Consider the following 19,155-nt stretch of genomic DNA (forward strand, 5'->3'; position numbering starts at 1 on the left):
TTCAGCGGCTCAGAGGCGCGTCACCAGAACGGCCCGTCCCCGGTGGCCTCGCTGCGCGATCCAGTCGAGCGCGAGGGCTGCGTCCGCCAGCGCGAACGGCTGCACGTCGAGATGCAGGCGGCCATCGGCAAGCCTTGCCAGCAGTTCGGGCGCGGCGGCGCGGCCCGCTGCTTCACGCCGGAACATGTTCAGGGGCAACAACGCAACATCACGTTGCAGGAAGTGAGCGATGTCCAGTTGCAGCGTCGGGCCGGCGGTGTAGCCGACCAGCACGGCGCGCCCGCCAGGTCGCACGCACGGCAGGACTTGGGCGAGGACATCGCCGCCCACGGTGTCGACCAGCAGATCAGCGCTGGCTCCAGGGGGCGGCTCGGCACCCGGCATCACGGCGGTGACCGTGCAGCCTGCCTCGCGCGCAAGCTGCACCACGAGCGACCCCACGGCGCCGCTTGCGCCCGTTACCAGCACCTGCTCTCCGGTTTGCAGCCTGGCGACGTCATTCAATGCTACCCAGGCCGAAGTCGTCGGCGAGAAGAACGCCGCGCCCAGCGTCATCGGCACTTGGTCCGGCAATGGCCCGAGCGCTTCGTCGGGCGCGTCGATGCATTCGCACCAGGTGCCGTCGAAGAGCGTGCCCAGGCCGCTGCCGCGCAGCCATACGCGCTGGCCGACCTGGTAGCACCCGCTTGCTACGACGATGCCCGCTGCCTCCACACCGGGCGTGTACGGCAAGGGCGGATGCCGCAGGAAGCTGCCACGCCATACGGTCCGGTCGATGTGGCCGACCGTGGCGGCCTCCATCTGCACGAGGGTGCGACCGGGCCTCGCGACAGGGTCGGCCACTTCTTCCAGCACCGGTGCTGCGTCGAAACCGTGGATGCGAACAGCCTTCATGGCAGAGTAGAGAAAAATTCGAGCACCGTGCGCGCAAAGGCCTCGGGCATCTGGTCGGGCAGCGGCACCATGCCGCCTTCGATATCGACGATGCGGGCCTGCGGCAGATGGTGCTGCAATTCAGCCGCATGCGGCGCGGCAAAGGGATCGTGGGTGGCGCGCACGATCAGCGTGGGCTGCGCGATGCGGCCGATGCGGTCTTCCATGCGGTAAGAAGCCACGGCGCGGTGGCCTTCTTCGACACGATGGCCGACCTTCAATGCATCGAGCACGAAGGCCTCGAGCAGATCGGGCCGCCCTGCCGGATAGAAACCCTGGCGCTTCTGCCACAGCGCGGCGAGATGGGTGCCGTCCTCGCTGGGAGCGACTTCGTCGATGGGCGGGCGTTGTGCGCGCGCACGCCGGAACGGCTCGTCGGTATAGGGCGTCGAAGACAGCACGAGGCTGCGAACACGATCGGGGAACGCCGCGGCAAGCTCCACAGCCACGACCCCGCCCGTGTGATGGCCGACCACGTCGGGCTGCGCGATGCCCAGTTCATCGAGCAATTCGCAGGCGACGCGCGCCCATTGCTCGATGCTCGCGGGCACGCCGCCATCGGAGGAATCGCCGAAGCCTGCCGTGTCCATCGCAATGGCGAGCCGATGCGCGCCCACCAGCGGCAGCACCGCGCGGTACTCGGCCCAGCTGCGCGGCGACTGGTGCAGCAACAGCACGGCGCGCGCATCGCGTTCTCCGCATGCCGCATAGTGCACCTGCCCCACCGACAGGTCCGCGAAGGCGCGGCGGATGGCGGTCATGACAGCGTCTCGTCGGCAGGTGCGCGCCACAGGCCCGCATGCCGCAGTTCGCCGAGCGTGCGCGACAGCACGTCGCGACGGTAGGCGCCGATGTCGCGGCCTTCGTAGTCGTAGAAGCCGCTGCCGCTCTTCAGCCCCAGCCGCCCCTCTTCGACCATGCGGCCGACGATGGCCGGTGCGGTGTAGCGGCCCTTGTCGAGCGAGGCCGACATCTCGCGGCTCGCGTGGTGCAGGATGTCGCAGCCACCGAAGTCGATGAACTCGACCACGCCAAGCGCGGCGAAGCGCAGCCCCAGGCCGTAGCGCGTGGCCTTGTCGATCTCTTCGGCCGTGGCAGCGCCCTCTTCGATCATGCGTGCGGCCTCGTTCATCACCAGGGCCTGCAGGCGCGGCACGATGTAGCCCGGCGACGCACCGCAGACCACGGGCAGCTTGCCGATCTGCTCCATCAGCGCCTTGGTGCGCGCGAGCACGCCGGCGTCGGTGCCGGGGTGGCAGCTCAGTTCCACCACCGGGATCACATAGGCCGGGTTGAGCCAGTGCATGTTGAGGAAGCGCTCTGGCAGCCGCACGAACGCGGCCAGCTGCGTCACGAGGATGCTGCTGGTGGTCGAGGTGAGGATGGCATCGTCGCGGCAATGCCGGTTGATGTGCTCGAAGGCCTCGCGCTTGGCCTCCATGGTCTCGGGCACGCCCTCGAACACGAGTTCGGCGGCGGCAAGCGCGCGCGGGGCCGACGCGGCGTCGACGAAATCCACGCGGGCGGCAATGCGCTCGATCTGCGAAGCGTCGATCACGCCGAGCTGCGCCAGGCCCGAGAGGCTGGCCTCGATCTCGGCCTTCGCTTCGTCGCGCAGGCGCCGCCAGGCTTCGTCGCTGCGCTGGCGCAGGTCGATCAGCGAGATGCGGTGGCCGGCATAGGCGAACGCGATCGCGATGCCGCGCCCCATGCGGCCGGCGCCGACGGCGGCGAACCGGGGCGGCGTGGCGTCATTCGCCATCGTGCAGCCTCTGCTTGAGCTGCGTCGCGCTCAGGCCGGCAAGGCCCAGGCTCTCGAAGGTGCGCGGGCCTTGCCGCAGGTCGCGCCCCAGGAAGCCGCCGACGATGGCCAGCAGCCCGTGCGCAATCGGCGCATCGACACCTGCGTGCCGCGCTGCCGACGCCAGGAAGGCGAGGCCGAGTTCGGTGTCTTCCGTGATGTAGCGGTGCGTGTGCAGGTCGATGTTCTCGCGCCAGTCGCCCGACTTGACCAGTTGCTTGTGCGCATCGCCGTACATCCAGCGGTCGTTGTCGTAGTGGTCGGCCAGCGGATAGTGCGGCGCGCCCTTCCCGAAGGCTTCGCGCACGGCGATGCGCTCCTGGTCGAGCCGGTCGGTCACGTCGCGCACCGCGCGCTGCGTGCCTTCGTTGTGGATGTCCCAGCGCTCGAAGTGCTGCAGCGGCGCGGCGTTCATCACCATCAGCGGGGGATGGATGACGGGGCCGGCATTCATGAGCGCGCCCGAAAGCGCGTCGCCGCAGCCGTGCACCGACGGGTAGGCGCGGCGGATCACTTCGATGGCCTGCGCCTCCTTGCGGGCCGGATACACGCCCGTGGGCAGCCGGATCGCGCGGATGGTGACGTTGACCTCGCGCTCGCCATGCTTGCGCGCCAGGTACGGCAAGGTGCCGGTCTCGGCCCAGGCGACATCGGCACGGCTGCCGGCTTCTTTCACCGTCCTCGCCATCACGTAGCTGCCGAAGGTGCCCGGCGGCAGGAACACCACCTGCCCGTCGGCCAGGTGCGGGGCCATCGCGAGCGCGATGTCGTGCTGGGCGATGGCGGGCGTGGGGATGACGATGAGCTCGGCGTCCTTCAGCGCCGCGCCGATGTCGGCCGTGGCGAGCGCGACCGGGACTTCGCGTGCGCCTTCGGCATCTTTCAGCGTGATCGCTCCTGCGCGCACCACGGGTTCCAGCGCCGCGGCATCGCGGCGCCACAGGCGCACCTCGTGGCCGGTTTCAGACAGGTCGGCGGCGGCCGCATAGGCACCGTGACCACCCCCAAGAATCGCAATTTTCATGTCGAAAGTCGAAAAGCAGGTGTCGATGAACCGGCGGCCGCAGGACGGACCCGGGGAAGCAATGCGCTATTACATTACTTTTCATCGATTCAGGTGTCAATCAAATTCGACGACACCGGGCTGCTCGGAAACCCGAAATGAAAAAGCCCGCGTTCTTGAGAAGCGCGGGCTTTTTCGGGCGAAACGGCCGTCAGGCCGTTCGGAGGCGGGATCAGCGGGTGGGCTTGAACGCGCGCTTTTGCGCGTCGCGGGGCACGAACACCTTGCCCGGGCCGCCGTGGCCGGCGCCGTTGCCGCGGGGCGCAAAGCCCTCGCGAGGCGCAAAACCTTCGCGGGGAGCGAAGTCGCCACGGCCACCGCCGTTGCCGCCGCGCGGGGCGCTGTCGCCCCAGCCCGGCTTGCGGCCATAGCCGCCGCCGTTGCCTTCGTCACGGCCGCCGCCGAAACCGGCGTTCTGGCCGCCGAAGCCGCCAGCACGCGGGCCCGGAGCGCGCGAACCGCGGTCGTTGAAGCCGCTGGCGCCGGCGTAGTTGCTGTTGCCGCCGCCGAAGCCGCCGGCATTGCCACCGCGATGGCCGCCACCGCCGCCACCGAACTTGCGGTCGCGCGAATGGTTGTCACGGCCGCGGCCGCCGAAGTCGCCTTGCGGGCGGGATTGCGGCATGCGCTGTTGCGGCTCCATGCCCGGCACCACTTCCGCCTTGAACTGCTGGCGGCTGTATTGCTCGATGTCCATGATCTTGCGGCGATCGCGGAATTCGGCAAACGTGATGGCCAGGCCATCGCGGCCGGCACGGCCGGTACGGCCGATACGGTGGGTGTAGTCCTCGGCCTTCATCGGCAGGCCGAAGTTGAAGACGTGGGTGATGGTCGGCACGTCGATGCCGCGGGCGGCGACGTCGGTCGCCACCAGGATCTGGACCTGGCCCTGGCGCAGCGCCATCAGGCGGCGGTTGCGCAGACCCTGGCTCAGGGCACCGTGCAGCGCCACGGCGCTGAAGCCTTCTTGCTGCAGGTCGTTGGCGAGGCCGTCGCATTCGACCTGCGTGCTCGCGAACACGATGGCCTGGTTGATGCTGGTGTCACGCAGCCAGTGGTCGAGCAGCTTGCGCTTGTGCTGGGCGTTGTCGGCCCAGAACAGCACCTGCTTGATGTTGGCGTGCTTTTCCTGCGGGCTGTCGATGGTCACGCGCTGCGGCTCGCGCATCACGCGGGTGGCCAGCTGCTGGATGCGCGGCGCGAAGGTGGCGCTGAACATCATGGTCTGCTGGCGCTCGATGGTGAGCTGGTTGACTTCCGCCAGGTCGTCGGCGAAGCCGAGGTCGAGCATGCGGTCGGCTTCGTCGACCACCAGGAACTTGACCTGGTCGAGCTTGATCTGCATCGAGCGCTGCAGGTCGAGCAGGCGGCCCGGCGTGGCGACGACGAGGTCGGCGTTCTGCAGGCGGGCGATCTGGAGCTGGTAGGGCATGCCACCCACCACGTTGGCGATGCGCAGGCCGCGGCAGTGGCGAACCAGTTCGATGGCGTCATGCGCGACCTGCTGCGCGAGTTCGCGCGTCGGGCACAGGATGAGGGCGCCGGGGGTGGCGGCCTTGAAATGACGGGCGTTGGTCGGGTCCTTGCGCTTCGGCTTCTTCGGCACGGTTTCGCCGCGGGCGACGGCTTCGGCGGCCAGGCGCTGGAATTCGGCCTTGGCTTCGGCTTCGGCTTCGGCCTGGCGCTTGATCAGCGTGTGCAGCACGGGCAGCAGGAAGGCGGCGGTCTTGCCCGAGCCGGTCTGGCTGGACACCATCAGGTCGACGAAGCGTGCCGATTGGGCGGTGCCTGCCTGCTCGCCCATGGCGATCGGAATGACCTTTTCCTGGACGGTGGTGGGCTGGGTGAAGCCCATGTCGGCCACGGCGGCGATCAGCTCGGGCGCGAGGCCCAGCTTGATGAAGCCGTTGGGCTTGGCGGGCTCTTCGGCCACGGCCGCTTCGGGGGCGGCGGCGTCGAGCGCCTCGAGGATGGGAGCCTCGGAAACAGTGTCCACGGCAGCGGTGAACTCGTTGTGGGTAGCGGATTGCACAGGCGCGAATTCGCCCTGCGCTTCAAAAGCGTCGGTCATGTATGTCAATCTCAAACGCGAGCGCTGCCGTAGGCGGCGCCCCGTTGGTGGTTAAAAACATCAACCATCCAACGACATTCAGCTTCAGGCTTTCGCCTGGGGCTGCGGCCCTTTTTGATCAGCGGATGCGATCGGGCGCGGTGTGCAAGATAGGGAGATGCAAGAGACGCTGGCCGGGCCTGGAACACATGGCCTGATCAGCGAAGCCCGCAATTATGGCACGAATCCGGGTTTTTACCTAATCAGGATCAATCCGCAAGACGAAGGAAGGTTTCGCGGTAGTGCGCGAGTTCCTCGATGGACTCGTGCACGTCGGCCAGGGCGGTGTGCGCCTGCTGCTTCTTGAAGCTGCTGTAGGCCGTGGGCTTCCAGCGCTTGGCCAGTTCCTTCAGCGTGCTGACGTCGAGGTTGCGGTAGTGGAAATACGCCTCGAGCTTGGGCATGTACTTGACCAGGAAGCGCCGGTCCTGGCCGATGGTGTTGCCGCACATGGGCGAGCCGCTGCGCGGGATGTACCTGGCGATGAATTCCAGCAATTGCTGCTCGGCGGCGGCTTCGTCGAGCGTCGAGGCCTTGACCTTGTCGATCAGGCCGCTGCGGCCATGGGTGCCCTTGTTCCAGGCATCCATGCCGTCGAGCACGGCGTCGCTCTGGTGGATGACGAGCACGGGGCCGTCGATGCGAGGCGTGAGGTCGGGGCCGGTAACGACCACCGCGATTTCGAGCAGGCGCTCTTTCTCGGGGTCGAGGCCGCTCATTTCACAGTCGAGCCAGACCAGGTTCTGGTCGCTTTTCTTGAGGGTGGGCACTGCGGCCGGGGACGTCGGGTCAAGGGATTCGGGCATCGCAGGATTGTCGTCGAAGGTCTGCGGCCCCAGATAGCGAGGGCTAAACTCGCCGCTCCTATGTCCTATTCGCTCATCTTCACCATTGCTTTCGCGGTCGCGCTGGTTGCGGGGCTGCTCGTGAAGTTCTGGCTCGCCTCCCGACAGGTGCGCCATGTGGCACAGCATCGCGGCACCGTGCCGGCCGCTTTCGCGCAAACCATCACCCTCGCCGCCCACCAGAAGGCGGCCGACTACACCATCGCCAAGGCGCGCTTCGGCTTGATCGAAATGGCCTGGGGCACCGCCCTGCTGCTCGGCTGGACGCTGCTCGGCGGGCTCGACGTGCTCAACAAGCTGCTGCTGGCCTGGATCGGCGGCGGCATGGTGCAGCAGCTCGCGCTGCTGGCGGCATTCGCGGCCATCGGCGGGCTGCTGGAACTGCCTTTCACGCTCTGGCAGACCTTCCGGCTCGAGGAGCGCTTCGGCTTCAACAAGATGACCTGGAAACTCTGGCTGGCCGACACGGTCAAGTCGACGCTGCTGGGCGCGGCGATCGGGCTGCCCATTGCGGCGCTCATTCTGTGGCTCATGGGTGCCGCGGGCCAGCTGTGGTGGCTCTGGGCCTGGGGTGCCTGGATGGGCTTCAACCTGCTGCTGATGCTGATCTATCCGACCTTCATCGCACCGCTGTTCAACAAGTTCAAGCCGCTCGACGACCCCACGCTGAAGGCGCGCGTCACCGCCCTCATGAAGCGCTGCGGCTTTGCCGCCAAGGGCCTGTTCGTGATGGACGGCAGCACGCGTAGCGCGCATGCCAACGCCTACTTCACAGGCTTCGGCGCCAGCAAGCGCGTGGTGTTCTACGACACGCTGCTGCGCCAGCTCAACGCGAGCGAGGTCGAGGCCGTGCTCGCGCACGAGCTCGGCCACTTCAAGCACCGCCATATCGTGAAGCGCCTGATCGCCATGTTCGCGCTGAGCCTGGCCGGCTTCGCGCTGCTGGGCTGGGTGTCGACGCAGGTCTGGTTCTACACCGGCCTGGGCGTGCAGCCCAACATGGCCGCGCCGAACAGCGCACTCGCGCTGCTGCTCTTCATGCTCGCGGTGCCGGTGTTCGGCTTCTTCGTGGCGCCGCTGCCAGCGCGCCTGTCTCGCAAGCACGAGTTCGAGGCCGACGCCTACGCGGTGGCGCAGACCAGCGGCGCCCACCTGTCGGCCGCGCTGCTCAAGCTCTACCAGGACAACGCATCGACGCTCACGCCCGACCCGGTGTTCGTCAGCTTCTACTACTCGCACCCGCCGGCCTCGGAGCGCCTTGCGCGCATGACGGCCGCCTGACCGCCCCCTCACCTCATTCAGAAGAAGCCTCCCATGAGCAGCATGTTCAAGCCCAAAGACTGGAAGAACCTCCCTCCCCGCAAGGCGCTGAGCGCCACCGAGATCGTCGCCGGCCTCGCGCGCCTGGACGGCTGGAAGCTCACCGGCGACGGCGCCGATGTCGCCATCGAAAAGACCTTCACCTTCGCCAACTACTTCGAGACCATCGCCTTCGTGAACGCGCTGGCCATGGTGGCTCATACGCAGGACCACCACCCCGACCTGTCGGTGCACTACAACCGCTGCGTGGTGCGCTTCAACACGCACGACGTGAGCGGCCTGTCCGCCACGGATTTCGACTGCGCGCGCGAGGCCGACGCGCTGGTGGCCGCTCCGGCAGCCGCTGCCGCATGACGGTACCCGCCCTTGGCTAAGCCGGGCCGCCGCGCCGCGCCAGCAGCAGCCGCAACGGCTGCGAAGGCCCTCCAGGACGGCCTCGTCGTCGCCAGCCACGGGCGTCACTGCCTGGTCGAGACGCCCACGGGCGAGCGGCTGATCTGCCATCCGCGCGGCAAGAAGAGCCAGGCCGTGGTCGGCGACCGGGTGCACTGGCAGGCCAGCGAAGACGAAGGCACCATCGAGCAGGTGCTGCCGCGCCGCAACCTGTTCTACCGGCAGGACGAAATCCGCACCAAGTCTTTCGCGGCCAATCTCGACCAGGTGCTGATCCTGATCGCGGCCGAACCGGAATTCTCGGAGCACCAGCTGGCACGCGCGCTGATCGCGGCGGAGGCCGAACGCATCAAGCCGATCATTGCCCTGAACAAGAGCGACCTGGCAGAGCCCTTCGAGCGCGCCTGGACCAAGCTGGCACCCTACCGGCGCATGCACCACGGCGTGCTGCCGCTGTCGCTGAAGGCCTCGGGCGAGGCAGACTACGCCTCGCTGATGAAGCTGTTGGCGGGCAAGTCGACGCTGGTGCTCGGTCCGTCGGGGTCGGGCAAGAGCACGCTGACCAACCTGCTGGTGCCGGGCGCGAGCGTGCTCACCCAGGAGATTTCGCAGGCGCTGAATTCAGGCAAGCACACGACCACCAGCACCACCTGGTACTGGATCGACGAAGCGCGCACCACCGGCCTGATCGACTCGCCGGGCTTCCAGGAATTCGGCCTGAACCACATCGCGCCGATGCAGCTCGCGGGGCTCATGCCCGACATTGCAGAGCACGCGAACGACTGCAAGTTCTACAACTGCACCCATCTGCACGAGCCGGGCTGCGGCGTGATCGCGAATGTGGCATCGGCCGATGGGCAAGGGGCCATCAGCGCGAGCCGCTACAAGATCTACGGCGAACTGTTCGCCGAACTGAGCCAGAAGCGGTACTGAGCCAGCGCCTCAGCCGACCCAGGTCCGGTACGAGTTCCAGGTCGGATCGAAGGCCAGGTCGAGCCTTACGGGCAGCTCCGAGTTCTCCTGGATGGATTGCGCATGCGCAATCGCCGCTTCGGGCTGCGCCACATGGAAGTTGATGGTGCGCACGCCCTCTTCCAGCACGACGTGCGTGCAGCAGCCGTCCTCGTGCGTCTGCAGCAGCGCCGTCAGCTGGTCGCCGAAGAGGCGCGCTTCTTCCAGCTCCTCGCCCGATTCGACCGGCACCGCGGCCGAGAGCCGGTGGCACAGGTCGGCGCGCCCCACCAGCGCGGCGGCGGAGTCGTTGCGCATGACGATCAGCTCTACCTCGCCGCCGTCCTCGGTGTCGCGCGTGGCGCTCAGCGCGGACCATGCATGCTCGCCCACCGGAAACAATCCGGTGTGGCCGAGCTCCTCGCGCCAGCAGGCGTCGAAAAGCGGCACGAAATCATCGAGCGGCACGCCGTCGAAAGCAGCCTGCTCGCCAGCGTCGACATAGTCGACCGGACCCACCTTGATGGCCGTGTCGTACTCGCCCAGGATGTGGTCGAGCATGATCAGGCTCATGTGGCGGGCTTGGTCCTGCATGTCCATGGGGATGGGCTTGGCAAAGCCGATCTCCAGCGCCACGAGGCCCTTGTATCGCTCGTGCTTGACCAGCACGTCCGCGCTAGAGAGCTCGAAGTCGTCCATGCGGATGCTGAATCCCTTGCCCATTCGCTGCCGGAAGGCCTCGACCTCCACCTGGGGCAGCGCCGGCGCGCTCTGGACCAGCATCATCACGTCGTCGAAGTCTTCGACCGATCCATGCGCCGTGACCACGAGCGTGAATGCGGGCGAATCGCCCGCAACCTCCACCGCGAGCTTCGGAAAGGAGGGCTCCAGCAGCCCGTTCAAGGCCTCCATCAGCTCTTGGCCGGGCAATGCGCGCAGGCTGTCGAGCTGGCCGCTCACAGCTTGCCAGAAGCTGGCGCAGGCGGCTGAACGCGGGTCGGTGTCGAGGGTCGGCATCGGCAGGGCTTCCTTCATGCGGCGGGGCTCTGGAGGATGTCTTGCAGATGCTGGACCAGCAGACTGCACTGCTCGCGCGTGCCGATGCTGATGCGCAGGTATTGCGCTACGCGCTGCTGCCTGAAATGCCGCACCAGCACCGCGCGTTCGCGCAGCAGCGCGGCCAACTCGGCCGCATTGCGCTGCGGATGGCGCGCGAAGACGAAATTGGCCTGCGAAGGCAGCACCTCGAAGCCCAGGTCCTCGAGCTGCAGCGTGAGGCCTTCGCGGGTGTCGATGACCTTGTCGCAGGCGGTGCGAAACGCGGCTTCGTCCTCGAGCGATGCCACCGCGCCGGCCAACGCGAGCCGGTCGATCGGGTACGAATTGAAGCTGTCCTTGACGCGCACCAGCCCGTCGATCAGGTGCGACTGGCCGCACGCGAAGCCGACGCGCAGTCCGGCCAGCGAACGCGACTTGGAAAGCGTCTGCACCACCAGCAGGTTCGGGTACTTGCCCACCAGCGACAGCGCGCTCTCGCCGCCGAAATCGACATAGGCCTCGTCGACAAGCACCACGCGGTCGGGGCACGCCTGCAGCAGCTGCTCGAGGCGCGAGAGCGGCAGGCCGATGCCGGTGGGCGCGTTCGGATTGGCGATGACGATGCCACCGCAGCCTTCTCGCGCCCGCGCGGCAAGCGAGTCGATGTCGATGCGCAAACCCTCGTCGACCGGCTGCAGCTCGCAGGCAATGCCGTAGATCTGCGCGTAGACCTTGTAGAAGCTGTAGCTCACGTCGGGCATCAGCAACGGCTCGGCTTGCTGGAAGAACGCGAAGAACGCATGAGCCAGCACCTCGTCGGAGCCATTGCCCGCGAACACCTGGTCGGCGCGCAGGCCGTGGCGCCGGGCCACGGCCTCGCGCAGCGCGAGCGAGGTCGGGTCGGGGTAGAGCTCCAGGCCGTTCGCCGCGGCACGCTGGATGGCCTCGACGACATCCGGCGAAGGCGGATACGGGTTCTCGTTGGTGTTGAGCTTGACGAGGTTCGCGATGCGCGGCTGCTCGCCGGGCACGTAGGGTTCGAGCGCGCCGATGCGCGGGCTCCAGAAAGCCGGGACTTGGGTGGTCATGAAGGGTTCCTCGCCTGCTGGCTCAGCCGAGCAGGCGCGCGAGCGTGAGCAGTGCCAGCAGCACCATCCACATCACGACCGAACGCCAGACCAGCCCGACGACGCTGCGCAGGTGGCCGGGCTCGGGCTCGCGCCCGGGCGTGCTGCCGCTGTCCGGCGCCCGGCCGTCGGCGATGGTGTCGCCGGCCTGGGCGCGCGACAGCGGGTCGAGCGTTGGAATGGGGCGCAGCGAGCCGCCGCCGAGCCGCACGTTGACCGCGCCGGAGGTGGCAGCCAGGATCACGCCGTCGTTTTCGTTCGGAAAGCGCTGTGCATCGTTGCGCCAGCAATCGATGGCTTCCTCGAAGCTGCCGACCACCGCGAAGCCGAGCGCGGTGATGCGCGCGGGCAGCCAGTCGACGGCATGCCAGGCGCGCTCGGCGGCTTCCTGGACCGCGACGCTCGAGGGCTGCACGGCGGCGCCGTTCTTGTGCGCCCAGTAGCGCGACACGAACTCGCTCATGCGATAGAACACCGCGCCGGCCGGCCCGAGGCCGATGGCCGCGATGATCGAAAACCACGCCAGCACGCCGAACACGTGGCGGTGCGCGGCGATCACCGAATGCTCGATGACGTGGCGCACGATCTCGCTGCGCGGCAGGTCCGCCGCGTCGACACCCTGCCAGTGCGCGAGCAGCGAGCGCGCGAGCGGCTCGTCGCCCTCGTCGAGCGCGTCGCGGATGTCGGTGAAATGGTGGCTGAACTGACGGAAGCCCAGCGTGACGTAGAGCACCGCAATGCTCCACAGCACCGCGAACGGCAGGCCCAGCGTGAGCACCAGCAGCCAGTGCACGCCCAACGCGAGCAGCGTCGGCACGAACACCGCGAGCCCCCATGCGATCCATCCGTGATGGGGCTTGCCCGCGTCAAAGTTGCGGCTGGTCCAGCGGGTCCACGCCAGAACGCTGCCGTACACGGGGTTGTGCGGGCCCAGCGGCCGCACCTGCTCGATCAGCAGCGCGCACAGGATGGCAAAGAAGCTCATCCTTCGATGATAGCGATCCAGCCTGAAGGTTCAGGCGGCGAGAAAGCGATAGAGATTGCGCAGCATGCCGGCCGTCGCGCCCCAGACGAAACGCTCGTCGGGCCCGTCCTGGTAGGGCATCGAATACCACTCGCGCTTGCGGCCGTCGGTTGCGCTCACGGCGTGGCGGCGGTGGTTGGCGGGGTCCATGAGCCACGCAAGCGGCACTTCGAAGGCCTGCGCCACCTCGTAGGGGTTGATGGTGAGTTCGAAGTCGGGCTGCACCAGCGCGACCACGGGCGTGACGATGAACGAGGTCACGGTCGTGTAGGTCGGCAGGCTGCCGAGCACTTCGATGAACTGCGCGGAGAGACCGACTTCCTCCCACGCCTCGCGCAACGCGGCGGCGGAGATGTTGGCGTCTTCCGGATCGACGCGGCCGCCAGGAAACGCGACCTGGCCCGAATGGTTCGACAGGTGCGTGGTGCGCTCGGTGAGCAGCACGGTCGCGCCTTCGGGGCGCTGCACGATCGGCACCAGCACGGCGGCCTGTGCGGGTGCGCGGTCGATCATTCGCGGCTCGCGGCGCAGCTCGGGCGTCCATGCCGGCGGGTTGGCGAAACGCGCGCGCAGGGCCTGCGCCGTCAGTTGCCCCGCCGACACCGCGGGCAAGCCATCACTGCCATCCACGAAAGGCGTCTCGCGCGGGTCGAACTGCTGCAGCGTGGGCGGCACCACGGCATTGACGGGTTCGAGGGGCGCGGATTGCATGGGGACGACGATGTTGGTCAAGAGATGAAGTGACGGAGGACCGGCTGGAGGGAGTAGAGCGTAAAAAGGCGGCGCTGTCTTTCGGGCTGTGTCCCGTGCGGAGCACCAACGCAAAAAGCCGCCAGAACGGCGGCTTTTCTTGCACGACAGGAAGGCGGCTTATTAGGAAGCCGACGCAGCCGTCGACTTGCTCGGCAGCTTTTCCTTGATACGTGCCGAACGGCCGCTGCGGTCGCGCAGGTAGTACAGCTTGGCGCGGCGCACATCGCCACGGCGCTTGACTTCGATGCCGGCGATCAGCGGGCTGTAGGTCTGGAACGTACGTTCCACGCCTTCGCCGCTGGAGATCTTGCGCACGGTGAAGCCGCTGTTGAGGCCACGGTTGCGCTTGGCGATCACGACGCCTTCGTAAGCCTGCACGCGCTTGCGGGTGCCTTCGACGACGTTCACGCTGACGATGACCGTGTCACCGGGCATGAAATCGGGGATGGTCTTGCCGAGGCGGGCGATTTCTTCCTGCTCGAGGGTCTGGATGAGGTTCATGATTTCCTGATGTTCGATCGTGTCGGGCTACACAAAAGGCGCTTTTGGCTTTCACGGAAGAACCGCAAGAAGACCGGGCGCGGCCGGGCAGAGGATCGGGGAGCCGACGATTATAGCTTTTTTTTCAGCGCGGCCTCATCGGCCTTGCCCAGCCGACCGGCGGCGCGGGCGGCCTCGATCAGCTCCGGGCGGCGCTCGGCCGTGATGGCGAGGCGCTGGTCGCGGCGCCAGCGCTCGATCTGCGCATGGTGGCCTGAAAGCAACGGTGCCGGCACGCCCTGCCCGTTCCATTGCTCGGGACGGGTGTAGTGGGGGCAGTCGAGCAGGCCGTCGAGCGCGGGGTTGAAGCTGTCCTGCACATGGCTCGCTTCGTCGCCCAGCACGCCCGGCTGCAGGCGGGCCACGGCGTCGAGCAACGCCATCGCCGCGATCTCGCCGCCGGAGAGCACGAAATCGCCCAGGCTGACCTGATGCGTGATGCGCGCGTCGATGAATCGCTGGTCGATGCCCTCGTAGCGGCCGCAGACCAGCACCGCGCCTTCGCTGGCGGACCAGCGCTCGACGGATTCGTGCCGCAAGGCCTCGCCGATGGGCGAGAACAGCACCACGGGCGCCTGCGCCCCGCGCGCGGCCAGGGCCGCGTCGAGGCAGGCGGCCAGCGGCTCGGCCATCATGACCATGCCGGGCCCGCCGCCGAACGGACGGTCGTCCACGCGCTTGTAGTTGCCCAGCGCATAGTCGCGCGGATTCCAGAGCACCACCTCCACCTGCTTCGATTCGTAGGCGCGGCGCGTCACGCCGCTGGCCAGGAAAGGCGCGAACAGCTCGGGAAACAGGGTGATGACGTCGAAGCGCATGCCGCGCGAGCGCCCGTCAGAAATCGGGCTGCCAGTCGACCGTGATGAGCCGGCCGGGCAAGTCGACCTTGTCGACGAAGACCGAGACGAAGGGCACCATGCGCTCGACGGCCTTGCCGTCTTCTTCGGCGGCAAGCACCAGCGTGGTCTGCGGGCCGGTGGCGAGCAGTTCGCGCACGGTGCCGAGCACCACGCCTTCGCGGTTGACCACCGACAGGCCGATCAGGTCGACCCAGTAGTACTCGTCGTCGCCGGCGGTGGGAAAGCTGGAGCGCGGCACGAAAACTCGTGCGCCTCGCAGGGCTTCGGCTGCATTGCGGTCGGGCACGTCCTCGGACGTGGCGACGATGCAGTCGGAATGTTCTTTGGCTTCGCGGATCGCAAGCCGGAAAGCGGTGCTCGCAGCGGCTCCGGGAGCCTGCAGGAACCAGCGCTTGGAAGAAAAAAGCGCCTCGGGCTGGGCGCTATGGGGAAGGACCTTGAACCAGCCCTTGATTCCCCATGCATCGGCGATGCGCCCTACTTCGATCGCATCCGCCGGCAATTCGGCGGTTTCGAGTGTGGGCAGCATCGCCGTGCGGGGCGGCTTAGGCCGCCGCCTTGGGAGCTGCCGCGGCAGCTTGCTTGATCAGGCGCAGAACGGTGGGCGAAGCTTGTGCGCCGACGCTCTTCCAGTACGCCAGGCGGTCCTGGGCGATACGGATGCTTTCTTCGTTTTCCTTGGCGGTCGGGTTGTAGAAACCCAGGCGTTCGATGAAACGGCCATCGCGGCGAACGCGCTTGTCCGACACGACGATGTTGAAGAACGGACGGCCTTTGGAGCCGCCGCGGGAGAGTCGAATGACGACCATGATTTATCCTTGGGTGGTCAGCAAGCCTTGTGGATTAAGAAAAGGCCCGCTCACAATGTTCTTCCAGCGTCGAGACACGCGACATGGCCACCCGGCCAGCGACACGCTGAAAAGCCCGCGATTATAGCCCGACACGCGTTTTCTCCGAATCCCGGCCTCGCGCCATCCGTTTTTCGCCCATGCCCCTGACCATCCGCCCCAGCCGCGACGAAGACGTCGCAGCCATCACGGCCATCTACGCCCACCACGTGCTGCACGGCACCGGCACCTTCGAGACGGAGCCACCCTCCCCGGCCGACATGGCTTCGCGCCGCGCCGACGTGCTGGGCAAGAAATTGCCGTATCTGGTCGCGGAAGAAGATGGCGAAGTGTTGGGTTTTGCCTACTGCAACTGGTTCAAGCCGCGCCCGGCCTACCGTTTTTCGGCCGAAGACTCGATCTACATGTCCGAGTCAGCACGCGGCAAGGGTCTGGGCGCCAAGCTGCTCGCCGCGCTGTCGCAGGCTGCCGAGGCGGCCGGCGTGCGCAAGCTGATCGCGGTGATCGGCGACTCGGCCAACGCGGGCTCCATCAGCGTGCATCGCGGCCAGGGCTTCACGCACGTGGGCGTGCTGAAGGACTGCGGCTGGAAGTTCGGCGAATGGCGCGATGTCGTACTGATGGAAAAAGTGCTCGGCGAAGGCAGCACCACCCGACCCGAGTGAAACCCGCATGAAAAACAAGACCACCGCCGCCTGGCTCACCTTCCTCGGCGGCCCGCTGGGGCTGCACCGCTTCTACCTGCGCGGCATGGGCGACTGGCTTGGCTGGCTGCTGCCCATTCCCACGGCTTTAGGCGTCTACGGCATCGAGCGCGTGCGGATGTACGGCGTGGACGATGGCATCAGCTGGGCGCTGATCCCGCTGCTGGGCTTCACCATCGCCGGCTGCGCGCTGACGGCCATCGTCTACGGCCTCATGACGCCGGAGAAGTGGAATGCCCGCTTCAACGCGAGCGCCGCGGCGGACGCGGCGCCCGGCCGCACGAACTGGTTCACCATCGGCGCGGTGGTGCTGTCGCTCTTCTTCGGCAGCACGATCCTGATGGCCAGCATCGTGTTCAGCTTCCAGCGCTACTTCGAGCACCAGGTCGAAGAGGGGCGGAAGATCTCGCAGTGACTGCGGTACCGGCAGCCGCTCAGAACAGCTGCATGCTGATCCAGTAGGCAATCGCCGCCACGAAGGCCGACGCCGGGATCGTGAAGATCCACGCCCACACGATGTTCCCCGCCACGCCCCAGCGCACCGCGCTCGCGCGCTGCGTGGAGCCCACGCCGACGATGGCGCCGGTGATGGTGTGCGTGGTCGAGACCGGAATGCCCAGGGCGGTGGCCAGGAACAGCGTCAGTGCGCCGCCCGTTTCCGCGCAGAAGCCGCCCACGGGCTTGAGCTTGGTGATCTTCTGACCCATCGTCTTCACGATGCGCCAGCCGCCGAACATGGTGCCCAGCGCGATGGCGGCGTAGCAGCTCACGATGGTCCAGGTCGGCGGGTTCGCGTCGCCGGCGTTGGCATAGCCGGTGGCAATGAGCAGCATCCAGATGATGCCGATGGTCTTCTGTGCGTCGTTGCCGCCGTGGCCCAGGCTGTAGGCACCGGCGGACACGAGCTGCAGCCGGCGGAACCAGCGGTCCACGCGCGACGGCGTGGCGCGGCGGAAGCCCCAGGCCACCACGACCATCATCATCGAACCCAGCAGGAAGCCCAGCAGCGGCGACACGAAGATGAAGGCCACCGTCTTCCAGATGCCGGAGGCCACCAGGCCGCTGGTGCCCGTCTTGGCAATCACGGCGCCCACGATGCCGCCGATCAGCGCGTGCGACGAGCTGCTCGGAATGCCGTAGTACCAGGTCACCAGGTTCCAGCTGATGGCGCCCACGAGCGCGCCGAACACCACGTGCACGTCGACCACGCCCGGCTGGGCGATGCCCTTGCCCACGGTGGCCGCCACGCTCAGGTGGAAGACGAAGATCGCGATCAGGTTGAAGAAGGCCGCGAACACCACGGCCTGCCCCGGCTTGAGCACCCCGGTGGAGACCACCGTCGCAATCGAATTGGCGGCGTCGTGGAACCCGTTCATGAAGTCGAACAGGATCGCAAGCGCGACCAGCACTATCACCACCCAGAGGGCGACCTGAACCGTTGCCATCGGTCGCTACCCGCTCAGGAATTCTCGAGGACGATGCCCTCGATCACGTTGGCCACGTCCTCGCACTTGTCGGTGATCGTCTCCAGCAGCTCGTAGATCGCCTTGAGCTTGATGACCTCGCGCACATCCGGCTCCTCGCGGAACAGCTTGCTCATGGCGCTGCGCATGACGCGGTCGGCGTCCGATTCGAGGCGGTCGATTTCCTCGCAGGTCTTGAGCGTGGCCTCGGCCACGGCCGGGTCGGCGATCTTGCCGAGGTACTTGACGGCGTCCTTCAGGCGGTCGCAGCACTTCACGCTCAGTGCCGTGAGGCGCACGATCTCGTCGGTCATGTGGCGCACGTCGTACAGCGCCATGGTCTCGGCCGAGTCCTGAATCAGGTCGGCAACGTCGTCCATCGTGTTGATGAGCTTGTGGATCTGCTCGCGGTCGATGGGCGTGATGAAAGTCTTGTGGATCAGCCGGTTGACGTCGTGCGTCACGCGGTCGGCGGCGCGCTCGGCGTTGTCGACGTCGCGGTTGTACTGCTCGCGCAGGTGCACGTCGCTGTAGTTGGCGACCAGTTGCTCGAACGCCCTGGCCGCCTCCACGATGCGCTCGGCGTGCTGGTTGAACATCTCGAAGAAATTGCCCTCGCGGGGCAGCAGCTTGCCGAACATGGAAACTCCTGGGGTGCGCCAATCACAATTTCATGACGCCTTCATGAAAAAACCGGCGAAGTTTAACGGGCGCGAGCGTCCAATCCGGTCCGACCGGCTTTTCAAGGCCGATGGAACGCCAGAAATTCAGGCCGGCAAGCGCAGCACCGGCAGGTGCCAGCCGCCATAAATGCCGCCCATGCGAAGCGCCACGATCAGCAGCACACCTGCATGAAAGGCCCAGCGGCGCGGCGTGCCGGCGGCCTGCAGCAGCAGGTAGGCCGCAATGCCCGCGATGGCGGCCGAGCCGTAGATGCCGCTGCTCAGCAGCAGCGGAACGCGGGCGGTGAACACGTCGCGCAGCAGGCCGCCGGCCGCGCCGGTCATGGTGCCGACAAGTATCACGATGACGGCCGGCAGGCGCCTTTCCTCGGCCACCTGCGCGCCGGCGATGACAAACAGGCCGAGCCCCAGTGCGTCGGCAACGGCCAGCAAATGCTCGTGCAGGGGCATCCAGTGCACCCAGGCGATGGTGAACGCCGCCGCGGCCAGGATCATGTAGACATAGCGGGTGTCGCGGATCCAGAACACCGGATGCCGGTCGAGCAGCAGGTCGCGCAGCGTGCCGCCGCCCACCGCGGTGACAGAAGCGATCACCACCACGCCCAGCCAGTCGAGGCCCGCGTGGCCGGCCGCCAATGCCCCACTGACCGCGAAAACCGCCACGCCGGCGAGATCGAGGACGTAGAGCAGCACGGCCGT

The 19,155-nt window shown here is 67.3% G+C and carries 22 protein-coding genes; 5 read left to right on the forward strand and 17 right to left on the reverse strand.

The annotated features are described in order from the left end of the window. Nucleotides 1-9: 9 nt before the first annotated feature. The 6 genes from C4F17_RS10945 to orn all read right to left on the reverse strand — a co-directional run bounded on the left by C4F17_RS10945 (nt 10) and on the right by orn (nt 6,713). Nucleotides 10-894 carry a quinone oxidoreductase family protein gene (locus C4F17_RS10945; protein ID WP_106935243.1) on the reverse strand — a complete coding sequence of 295 codons (885 nt, stop codon included), beginning with the start codon at nt 892-894 and terminating at the stop codon, nt 10-12. After that, nucleotides 891-1,694, reverse strand: a complete 804-nt coding sequence (locus tag C4F17_RS10950) for an alpha/beta fold hydrolase (protein ID WP_106935244.1) — start codon at nt 1,692-1,694, stop codon at nt 891-893. The genes C4F17_RS10945 and C4F17_RS10950 overlap by 4 nt, the downstream gene beginning before the upstream one ends. Continuing rightward, nucleotides 1,691-2,695 (reverse strand): 3-hydroxybutyryl-CoA dehydrogenase, encoded by a 1,005-nt coding sequence (locus tag C4F17_RS10955; RefSeq protein ID WP_106935245.1) that lies wholly within the window; start codon nt 2,693-2,695, stop codon nt 1,691-1,693. The genes C4F17_RS10950 and C4F17_RS10955 overlap by 4 nt, the downstream gene beginning before the upstream one ends. After that, on the reverse strand, nt 2,685-3,758 hold the full coding sequence (locus tag C4F17_RS10960) for an NAD/NADP-dependent octopine/nopaline dehydrogenase family protein (protein ID WP_106935246.1): 1,074 nt from the start codon (nt 3,756-3,758) through the stop codon (nt 2,685-2,687). Before C4F17_RS10960 ends, C4F17_RS10955 begins: the two co-directional genes overlap by 11 nt. A gap of 211 nt (nt 3,759-3,969) precedes the next feature. Further along, nucleotides 3,970-5,868 carry a DEAD/DEAH box helicase gene (locus C4F17_RS10965; RefSeq protein WP_106935247.1) on the reverse strand — a complete coding sequence of 633 codons (1,899 nt, stop codon included), beginning with the start codon at nt 5,866-5,868 and terminating at the stop codon, nt 3,970-3,972. Between the two features lie 248 nt (nt 5,869-6,116). Beyond that, nucleotides 6,117-6,713: an oligoribonuclease gene (orn, locus tag C4F17_RS10970; RefSeq protein WP_106935248.1), complete on the reverse strand. Its 597-nt coding sequence runs from the start codon at nt 6,711-6,713 to the stop codon at nt 6,117-6,119. Nucleotides 6,714-6,773: 60 nt separating this feature from the next. Here orn and C4F17_RS10975 point away from each other — a divergent pair, with 60 nt between their 5' ends. The 3 genes from C4F17_RS10975 to rsgA are packed head-to-tail and all read left to right on the forward strand — an operon-like array spanning nt 6,774 to nt 9,398. Continuing rightward, entirely contained in the window at nt 6,774-8,033 is a 1,260-nt protein-coding gene (locus C4F17_RS10975; RefSeq protein WP_106935249.1) for a M48 family metallopeptidase, read from the forward strand. 33 nt (nt 8,034-8,066) lie between these two features. Continuing rightward, on the forward strand, nt 8,067-8,426 hold the full coding sequence (locus C4F17_RS10980) for a 4a-hydroxytetrahydrobiopterin dehydratase (RefSeq protein ID WP_106935250.1): 360 nt from the start codon (nt 8,067-8,069) through the stop codon (nt 8,424-8,426). Between the two features lie 12 nt (nt 8,427-8,438). After that, nucleotides 8,439-9,398: a ribosome small subunit-dependent GTPase A gene (rsgA, locus tag C4F17_RS10985; RefSeq protein ID WP_081266922.1), complete on the forward strand. Its 960-nt coding sequence runs from the start codon at nt 8,439-8,441 to the stop codon at nt 9,396-9,398. Between the two features lie 9 nt (nt 9,399-9,407). On the opposite strand, the gene C4F17_RS10990 is transcribed toward rsgA, so the two are convergent. From C4F17_RS10990 to rpsP, 8 genes are all read right to left on the reverse strand, one after another. Then, entirely contained in the window at nt 9,408-10,451 is a 1,044-nt protein-coding gene (locus C4F17_RS10990; RefSeq protein WP_234382727.1) for a hypothetical protein, read from the reverse strand. After that, complete coding sequence (hisC, locus tag C4F17_RS10995; RefSeq protein ID WP_106935251.1) at nt 10,448-11,542, reverse strand: histidinol-phosphate transaminase; 1,095 nt, start codon at nt 11,540-11,542, stop codon at nt 10,448-10,450. Before hisC ends, C4F17_RS10990 begins: the two co-directional genes overlap by 4 nt. A 22-nt stretch (nt 11,543-11,564) precedes the next feature. After that, nucleotides 11,565-12,566, reverse strand: a complete 1,002-nt coding sequence (locus C4F17_RS11000) for a CobD/CbiB family protein (protein WP_081266924.1) — start codon at nt 12,564-12,566, stop codon at nt 11,565-11,567. Nucleotides 12,567-12,596: 30 nt separating this feature from the next. Beyond that, nucleotides 12,597-13,316: a CoA pyrophosphatase gene (locus C4F17_RS11005; protein ID WP_106937517.1), complete on the reverse strand. Its 720-nt coding sequence runs from the start codon at nt 13,314-13,316 to the stop codon at nt 12,597-12,599. 162 nt (nt 13,317-13,478) lie between these two features. Then, complete coding sequence (gene rplS / locus C4F17_RS11010) at nt 13,479-13,859, reverse strand: 50S ribosomal protein L19 (protein WP_081266925.1); 381 nt, start codon at nt 13,857-13,859, stop codon at nt 13,479-13,481. 110 nt (nt 13,860-13,969) lie between these two features. Then, nucleotides 13,970-14,716, reverse strand: a complete 747-nt coding sequence (gene trmD, locus C4F17_RS11015) for a tRNA (guanosine(37)-N1)-methyltransferase TrmD (RefSeq protein WP_081266926.1) — start codon at nt 14,714-14,716, stop codon at nt 13,970-13,972. A gap of 16 nt (nt 14,717-14,732) precedes the next feature. Then, complete coding sequence (gene rimM, locus C4F17_RS11020) at nt 14,733-15,287, reverse strand: ribosome maturation factor RimM (protein ID WP_081266927.1); 555 nt, start codon at nt 15,285-15,287, stop codon at nt 14,733-14,735. 16 nt (nt 15,288-15,303) lie between these two features. Next, a complete protein-coding gene (gene rpsP, locus C4F17_RS11025) occupies nt 15,304-15,567 on the reverse strand; it encodes a 30S ribosomal protein S16 (RefSeq protein ID WP_007831311.1) in 264 nt (87 codons plus the stop codon). A 179-nt stretch (nt 15,568-15,746) separates the two neighbouring features. Between rpsP and C4F17_RS11030 the strand changes: the two genes are divergently transcribed. After that, nucleotides 15,747-16,271 (forward strand): GNAT family N-acetyltransferase, encoded by a 525-nt coding sequence (locus tag C4F17_RS11030; protein WP_106935252.1) that lies wholly within the window; start codon nt 15,747-15,749, stop codon nt 16,269-16,271. Between the two features lie 7 nt (nt 16,272-16,278). After that, nucleotides 16,279-16,725: a hypothetical protein gene (locus C4F17_RS11035; protein ID WP_081266929.1), complete on the forward strand. Its 447-nt coding sequence runs from the start codon at nt 16,279-16,281 to the stop codon at nt 16,723-16,725. Between the two features lie 19 nt (nt 16,726-16,744). On the opposite strand, the gene C4F17_RS11040 is transcribed toward C4F17_RS11035, so the two are convergent. The 3 genes from C4F17_RS11040 to C4F17_RS11050 form a co-directional block, all read right to left on the reverse strand. Further along, on the reverse strand, nt 16,745-17,755 hold the full coding sequence (locus tag C4F17_RS11040; RefSeq protein WP_081266930.1) for an inorganic phosphate transporter: 1,011 nt from the start codon (nt 17,753-17,755) through the stop codon (nt 16,745-16,747). 14 nt (nt 17,756-17,769) lie between these two features. Further along, nucleotides 17,770-18,414, reverse strand: a complete 645-nt coding sequence (locus C4F17_RS11045; protein ID WP_081266931.1) for a DUF47 domain-containing protein — start codon at nt 18,412-18,414, stop codon at nt 17,770-17,772. 126 nt (nt 18,415-18,540) lie between these two features. Then, nucleotides 18,541-19,149 carry a trimeric intracellular cation channel family protein gene (locus C4F17_RS11050; RefSeq protein WP_106935253.1) on the reverse strand — a complete coding sequence of 203 codons (609 nt, stop codon included), beginning with the start codon at nt 19,147-19,149 and terminating at the stop codon, nt 18,541-18,543. Between the last annotated feature and the right edge of the window lie 6 nt (nt 19,150-19,155).

The organism is Variovorax sp. PMC12 (assembly GCF_003019815.1).
Taxonomy (GTDB): Bacteria; Pseudomonadota; Gammaproteobacteria; order Burkholderiales; family Burkholderiaceae_C; genus Variovorax.